7 protein-coding genes are annotated in these 6,218 nt (G+C 46.1%); 3 read left to right on the top strand and 4 right to left on the bottom strand.

From position 1 onward, the window contains the following. Both H141_RS0119190 and H141_RS0119185 read right to left on the bottom strand, forming a co-directional pair. A partial coding sequence (locus H141_RS0119190) for a transposase (RefSeq protein ID WP_019677893.1) occupies positions 1-192 on the bottom strand: 192 nt, incomplete at its 3' end. A 69-nt stretch (positions 193-261) separates the two neighbouring features. Then, a complete protein-coding gene (locus H141_RS0119185; RefSeq protein ID WP_019677892.1) occupies positions 262-747 on the bottom strand; it encodes a DUF4440 domain-containing protein in 486 nt (161 codons plus the stop codon). 218 nt (positions 748-965) lie between these two features. Between H141_RS0119185 and H141_RS0119180 the strand changes: the two genes are divergently transcribed. The 3 genes from H141_RS0119180 to H141_RS0119170 all read left to right on the top strand — a co-directional run bounded on the left by H141_RS0119180 (position 966) and on the right by H141_RS0119170 (position 2,604). Beyond that, entirely contained in the window at positions 966-1,910 is a 945-nt protein-coding gene (locus H141_RS0119180) for an ATP-grasp domain-containing protein (protein WP_019677891.1), read from the top strand. Positions 1,911-2,015: 105 nt separating this feature from the next. Further along, positions 2,016-2,294, top strand: a complete 279-nt coding sequence (locus tag H141_RS0119175; RefSeq protein WP_019677890.1) for a type II toxin-antitoxin system RelE/ParE family toxin — start codon at positions 2,016-2,018, stop codon at positions 2,292-2,294. 10 nt (positions 2,295-2,304) lie between these two features. Further along, on the top strand, positions 2,305-2,604 hold the full coding sequence (locus H141_RS0119170; protein ID WP_019677889.1) for a HigA family addiction module antitoxin: 300 nt from the start codon (positions 2,305-2,307) through the stop codon (positions 2,602-2,604). Positions 2,605-2,705: 101 nt separating this feature from the next. On the opposite strand, the gene H141_RS0119165 is transcribed toward H141_RS0119170, so the two are convergent. Together H141_RS0119165 and H141_RS0119160 are read right to left on the bottom strand one after the other, a co-directional pair. Beyond that, the gene (locus H141_RS0119165; protein ID WP_019677888.1) at positions 2,706-4,808 is read right to left on the bottom strand and encodes an alpha/beta fold hydrolase; all 2,103 of its coding nucleotides are present in this window, start codon (positions 4,806-4,808) and stop codon (positions 2,706-2,708) included. 157 nt (positions 4,809-4,965) lie between these two features. Next, positions 4,966-6,143 (bottom strand): IS3 family transposase gene (locus H141_RS0119160; protein ID WP_157610843.1). Its coding sequence is split into 2 segments (ribosomal slippage): positions 4,966-5,876 and positions 5,876-6,143, totalling 1,179 coding nucleotides; the frame shifts between segments, so codons are not numbered across the junction. Between the last annotated feature and the right edge of the window lie 75 nt (positions 6,144-6,218).

Raw genomic sequence — 6,218 nt, 5'->3', positions numbered from 1 at the left:
CCGGTTCTCTTCTTCCAGGTCTTTCAGACGTTTTACGTCCGAGGCTTCCATACCGCCGTACTTGGCCTTCCAGTTGTAATAGGTAGCGTCAGAGATGCCGTATTCCCGGCAAACTTCTTTGACCAAACGGCCTGCTTCAACCTCTTTTAAGATTTTGACGATCTGTGTTTCTGTGTAACGCGACTTTTTCATTTCCGTTCTCCTCAAACGTAGTTTACGCTGGAGAACTCTAATCGGGAATGCACCTAGTTTAAGGGATGCTTACACTTTATCTCTAAGAAGCCAGGTGCCGTTTTCTTTAGTTATGATATAAGTTGTATTTATTCTTCTTGTTGGGGCTACCACTTCATTGATAACTTGTCCTTCCCTTTCGTGATATTGATGAACTACAACTACGTCAGGCCTTAAAAATTTTATTTCAGGATCACGCCTAACACTTATAAATGAAGCAGCGTAACCTGCGTTTGAATGTAATCTTTTTTCAAAACTCGTTATCGTATCCTTGCCGTGAAATACCCGGCCAAACGCTTGTAACCAACGAGCATCTTCCGACCATATTTTTTCCCTCTCCTCAAAATTTCCACTTTTTGATTGAATATCAATAATATTTTTAATGGCCAAGCGATCCTCAGCAGTTATTTGAAGTTGTTCCTGTATGCTTGAAGTTAGCATCGTTGCAGTTTTTTCTTCCTTTTGAGCACAACCAACCAAAATTACTGTGAGAACGATTAAATTTATGTTTTTCATATTTTTTTAATTATTGCCAGCATTTAGGTATGCGTGAGTATAGTAGAGGAGAAAGGAAAAAGGGGCGAAGCTGATTATGGACTTCCGTTTAAACACAAAACACTCCTTGGATATTTGTCAGTCAGCGCTCAGACAGATAAGAGAGCGTTACGGTATACTTCACCCAGTGGCGATATACTCACAACACCATACACCCGGTAAAATAAGGGCTACAGACAATGAGCAAGATTTACGTATTACACGAAAACAATGAATGGACGGTTCACTTACAACGTAGGCTCGATGAATTAAATTACCCTTATGAGTTATGGCATTTAGATGAAGGCTCAATTGATTTATCGGGCGAGCCACCGCAAGGCATTTTTTATAATCGTATGAGTGCCTCCTCACATACCAGAGATCACCGTTTTGCCCCTGAACTGGCTGGCGCGGTTATCGCATGGTTGGAATATCATGGCCGTAAAGTGATCAACGGCAGTCGGGCATTGAGTTTGGAGATCAGCAAAGTACATCAATACTTAGCTTTAGAAAAAGCAGGTATAGCGACCCCGAAAACCATTGCCGCAGTAGGTAAAAAAAACATCATAGCAGCCGCAAACGCGCTTGGCATGAGCTCATTTATAACCAAGCATAATCGTGCTGGCAAAGGCCAGGGCGTGCAATTATTTCACTCGGTACAGGCGCTACAAGACTATCTTGAAGGTCCCAATTTTGATGCGCCGGTTGATGGTATTACCCTGATTCAACAATATATTAAGGCAACCGAACCCTTTATCATCCGGCACGAATTTATTGGCGGCAAGTTTTTGTATGCGGTTAAAGTGGATACCTCCGAGGGTTTTGAACTTTGCCCGGCAGATGCTTGCGCAATAGGTGACATGTTTTGCCCCACTGACCAAACACCAGCGCAGCCCAAGGCTAAATTTGAAATACTGCAAAATTATCGCCCGGCGTTTATTGAACAGTATGAAAGGTTTCTTAAAGAGAACGCTATTCAGGTTGCGGGTATCGAGGCCATCCAGGATGCTGACGGCAACAGCTATGCTTATGATGTGAACACCAATACGAATTACAATTCAGACGCTGAGGCAAAGGCGGGGCAATTTGCCATGCTTGAGCTGGCGCAGTATCTAAAAGCTGAGTTAGATAAATTAGCGTTGTAAAACTTTGGTTTCTGGCGATACACATTTTGATTTGTTGAATAAAGATGAAATAAGAGCTGCGGGGTCAAGTCTTGCAGTTTATCGATTATCGATATATGATTTGGTATGATTAAAAGTTTCAAATGCGCGGATACACAACAACTGTTTGAAACCGGCAAATTCAGCCGGTGGTCCGCTATTGTAAAAGTTGCCACGCGCAAGTTAACTCAGTTAGAAGCTGCAACAACCCTAGAGTTTTTGCGAAGCCCACCCGGAAACCGGTTGGAACCGTTAAAAGGCGATCGGGCAGGGCAGTATAGTATTCGTATTAACGAGCAATGGCGGTTGTGTTTCTGTTGGCATGATGGGAATGCATGGGATGTGGAAATTGTCGATTATCACTAACGGGGGAGTTATGTTTAAAAACGGCATGCGCGCAGTACACCCAGGTGAAGTATTGCGTGAAGATTATTTGCTACCTCTAAATATGAGTGCTAATGCTCTGGCGCAGGCACTGCGGGTAACACCAGCGCGGATCAATGAAATCGTGCGTGAAAAACGTGGTGTTACTGCAGACACGGCACTTCGCCTGGCTCGTTATTTTGGTGGCGATGCCCAAAGCTGGCTGAACTTGCAGGCGATATATGACCTTAAACTGGCCGAGCAACAAAGTGGTGAGCAAATCAGCAAAGATATATCACCGCATGCAGCCTGAAGGGTAGGGTCAGGTCTTGCTTTTTGCCAATCCAGAAAGGCAACAAACAAGACCTGACGCCGTGACGCTTTATAACTCAACACTTTGAGAAAATTACTGTTCTACCACGGCGTTATACCCCAACTAACAAAGATAACACTCAGTAACATTGCAGAAAGGCCCAAAAGTACAAAGCCTATGCGGGTCCGCTTTCTAAGGGGGCTGTTTTTATGCGCTTTTAGCGTGAGCACAAGGGTCGCTATACCCATTAATCCAGCCAACAGCACCAGTAATGCACCAGTACCGGCAGGGGGCGCAAAACCAGCAATAAGACTAACCTCGCTGATTTCAATTGCCGCTTGAACACCCAGCCCAATCAGCCCGACACCCACTAGTAAAACAAGCGTCGTGATAAAAGCGATAAGCCGGGGAGTTAGCGGGCCAAGGCCTGGCACGTCGACATTGCTTGAGCTAAAGCGTCTGGTAATAGCACCCCAGCAAATCATGATGAAACCTAATAAGGAAATAAGGATAGGCGTAGACGCGAGCAAGCCGGGGACAATGACGTTCTTTGGCTCATCCATGGCGCGTGCTGCCAGCTTTAAATGGATATCCGTTTGCAGGTAATCCAAAAACTCTGGTGGCTCTGCACCTTCTTCAAGGCAAGATGCATCTAATTCAGCAAGATTTTGGCCTGGGTCGTCGAAAAAGTCAGTGAGCACTTGCGATGCACATTCAGACATGGAACGAGTAGGGCCGTGGCCGGCGTAAGGCACGATGATTAAGCGGCCGTTGCTAAAGCCTGGTGCAATTCGCTCAGCCAGCGCTGGCGGGGTGATTGGATCCCAATCGCCGTTAACCACCAATGTTGGAATATTGCTTTGAATAAGTTGATAGTCCTTACGATCTCGCGGTGCTAAACCTGCCTCAACGCAGGCGTCGGCCATTAATTGCGAACCCCCGACTGAAAATGCGCCCTCAGTAAAACCAAAATCTTCTTGTAAGTCTTCTGCAGCAATACTGGCTTCGGCAGCCATGTAACCATCGTTGCAACGTATCGCGCTGCCCATACCCAGGCCAGAACTGCGGGAAAATCCTCCTTCGCCATTTGCTAAGGCCTGAAATACTTCGTCGTCCCTGCTGTTAATTATATTGACTAAACCACGCATAACCGCTGGAATAGCGGGGTAAGTGTCTTGTTCATACAGCATAGAGAAGGGTGCAAAAGCGGCAATTAACGCCGGCACATGCGCTTTACCCGCTGGAAACAGCTCTTTGTCAAACGCATCTACCATAACAGGGTTAGCAATCAGGGCATTACCCGCAGCGTAAAACGCCTGTTCTAAGCCGTCACAAATTGAGGCGCCTTGCCGCTCACATTCTGTAAATACATTTTTATGGTTGCGCGCAACCCAGCGGTGAATGCGCATTAAATCGCCCAGGTCATTAGGTACAATGGCATCGAGCACCAAAGCCCGGATGCCTTCAGGGTCTACATTAACTAACATTTGGCCTAAATGACTGCCGTAGCTAATGCCCCACACATTCCACGAATCGAACCCTAAAGCCTGGCGAAGTGCGCGCACATCTCTGGCATTCTCAACCGTATTGTAGGCGCTTAAATCGACACCCCGGTTGGTAGCCGCTGCAAAACATGCCTTCATTCGCTGCGCATTTTCAATTTCCTGCGCTTTTAGATTATCAGCGAGCACCAGTTCGCGGCTGGTGGCATCATAATATGGACAAAGCTCTTCTGAATCGCCTATACCGCGTTGATTAAGAATGTATAAATCCCGGGTTTTGGTTAAGTCATGTTTTAAAAAGCGTTTTACATAAAATTCTACACCTGCTCCGGGCCCGCCGCTAAGGTAGATAATGGGGTCTGCTCTTGCCTCAAGTACTTCCTCATCCTCTTTGGCTGATTTGTCATCCTGGTCACTATCAAGACTCGCCTCGGCAACAATATGGGTGAAAATTACCCGAAGTAAACGACTATCGGGCAGCTCTCTGTTTTCCGGTACCGTAATAAAGCCGCAACGCACTCTGGCTGGCTCATAATCGATTTCATTTTTAAAAGGACAAACAACATTGGTGATGTCGCTGACATAATCGTTTATAAAACCGTTGGTGCTTACTTCAACTGTCGGTGATTCCTGGGCGAAAGCTTGGGTGGATAAACCAGATACAAGTAATGCTAAGAGGTATAGCTGTTTGCTCTTTGTCATTGTAAATACCTTATTATTGTCGTTTTCAGGTGATACAGCATAGGGTTTAAGAAGACGGTACACATGCATCGTACTTTATAAATCACAGTCCTTCTATAGTTCAGCTTTGGCCAAAGCCGTTACAGGCTGACAAATTTTGTTAACTCCTCTGTAGTGGTCAAGTAAAATTGGCCACGGTTTTATAGTAAAGCCAGTATCTTTTCTCTGACTCATTTGGTGTTAAACCGCCGTTATACTGATGCGGCCTCAGTTGGCTGTAATAGCCAGTGATATAGCTCACCACAGACGCGGTTGCCTCAATTAGCGAGCCATAACCTGTTACCGGTACCCATTCCGTTTTAAGGCTCCGGAAGAAGCGTTCCATCGGGCTATTGTCCCAACAGTTACCACGCCGACTCATACTTTGTTTAATTTGAAATCGCCACAGCAACTGTCTGTATTTCCGGCTTGTGTAATGACTGCCCTGATCACTATGGAACATGACATCCTTAGGTTTGCCTCGTACCTCCCAGGCCATACTAAGGGCTTTGCCGGTCAGTTCACTGTCGGGTGAGTATGACATCGCCCAGCCAATCGGTTTACGCGCAAATAAATCAATCACAACAGCCAGATAGGCCCATCGGTTACCACTCCAGATATACGTTACATCGCCACACCAAACCTGATTTGGTGCAGTAACAGCGAATTGCCGCGCCAGATGATTTGGGATGTCCACATGCTCTTTTACGGCCTTTTTATAAGCATGACTTGGCAGTTGGCAGCTGACTAAATCCAGCTGCTGCATCAGCTTTCCAGCACGATAACGTGATAGCTTAACGCCTTGAGCCGTTGCCATATCAGCAAGGCTGCGAGCGCCTGCTGAACTGTTACTGGCGTTAAACAGCTCGCGTACTTTGCTTTGTTCAATCACGCGCTGTGGATTAATCTGGCCACGACGCGACGACCACGCTTTATAACTGCTGCGATGAACGTTAAAGACCTCACAGAGTAAGGTCACGGCATAGCTCCGCTTGAGGCTCTCGATTATCGAGAAGTGTTCAGCGAGTCCGACATCAAGAGAGCGGTAGCCTTTTTTAAGATTTCTTTCTCCAGCTCTATCCGTTTGATTTTCTTCTCTAACTCACGGATTTTAATCTGGTCTGGCGTCATCGGTGAGGCTTTAGGGCTGTTACCTGCGCGCTCATCCCGTAACTGTCGCACCCATTTATCCATGGTCGATTTACCGACATTCATTACATCGGCTGCCTTGGAAACGGTATAACCCTGGTCAACTACTAACTGGGCCGCTTCAAGACGAAATTCAGCGCTAAAAGTAGGTCTGGTTTTCTTATTCATAGTGTCACCTAATCATCTATGAGGTGTATGATAACACCTCTAATCAGGTGGCCAAATTTAGTGTGCCACTACACT

The organism is Arsukibacterium perlucidum DSM 18276, assembly GCF_000382165.1.
In the GTDB taxonomy this organism is placed as follows: domain Bacteria; phylum Pseudomonadota; class Gammaproteobacteria; order Enterobacterales; family Alteromonadaceae; genus Alishewanella; species Alishewanella perlucidum.
This window is presented reverse-complemented; position numbering and strand designations above follow the sequence as displayed.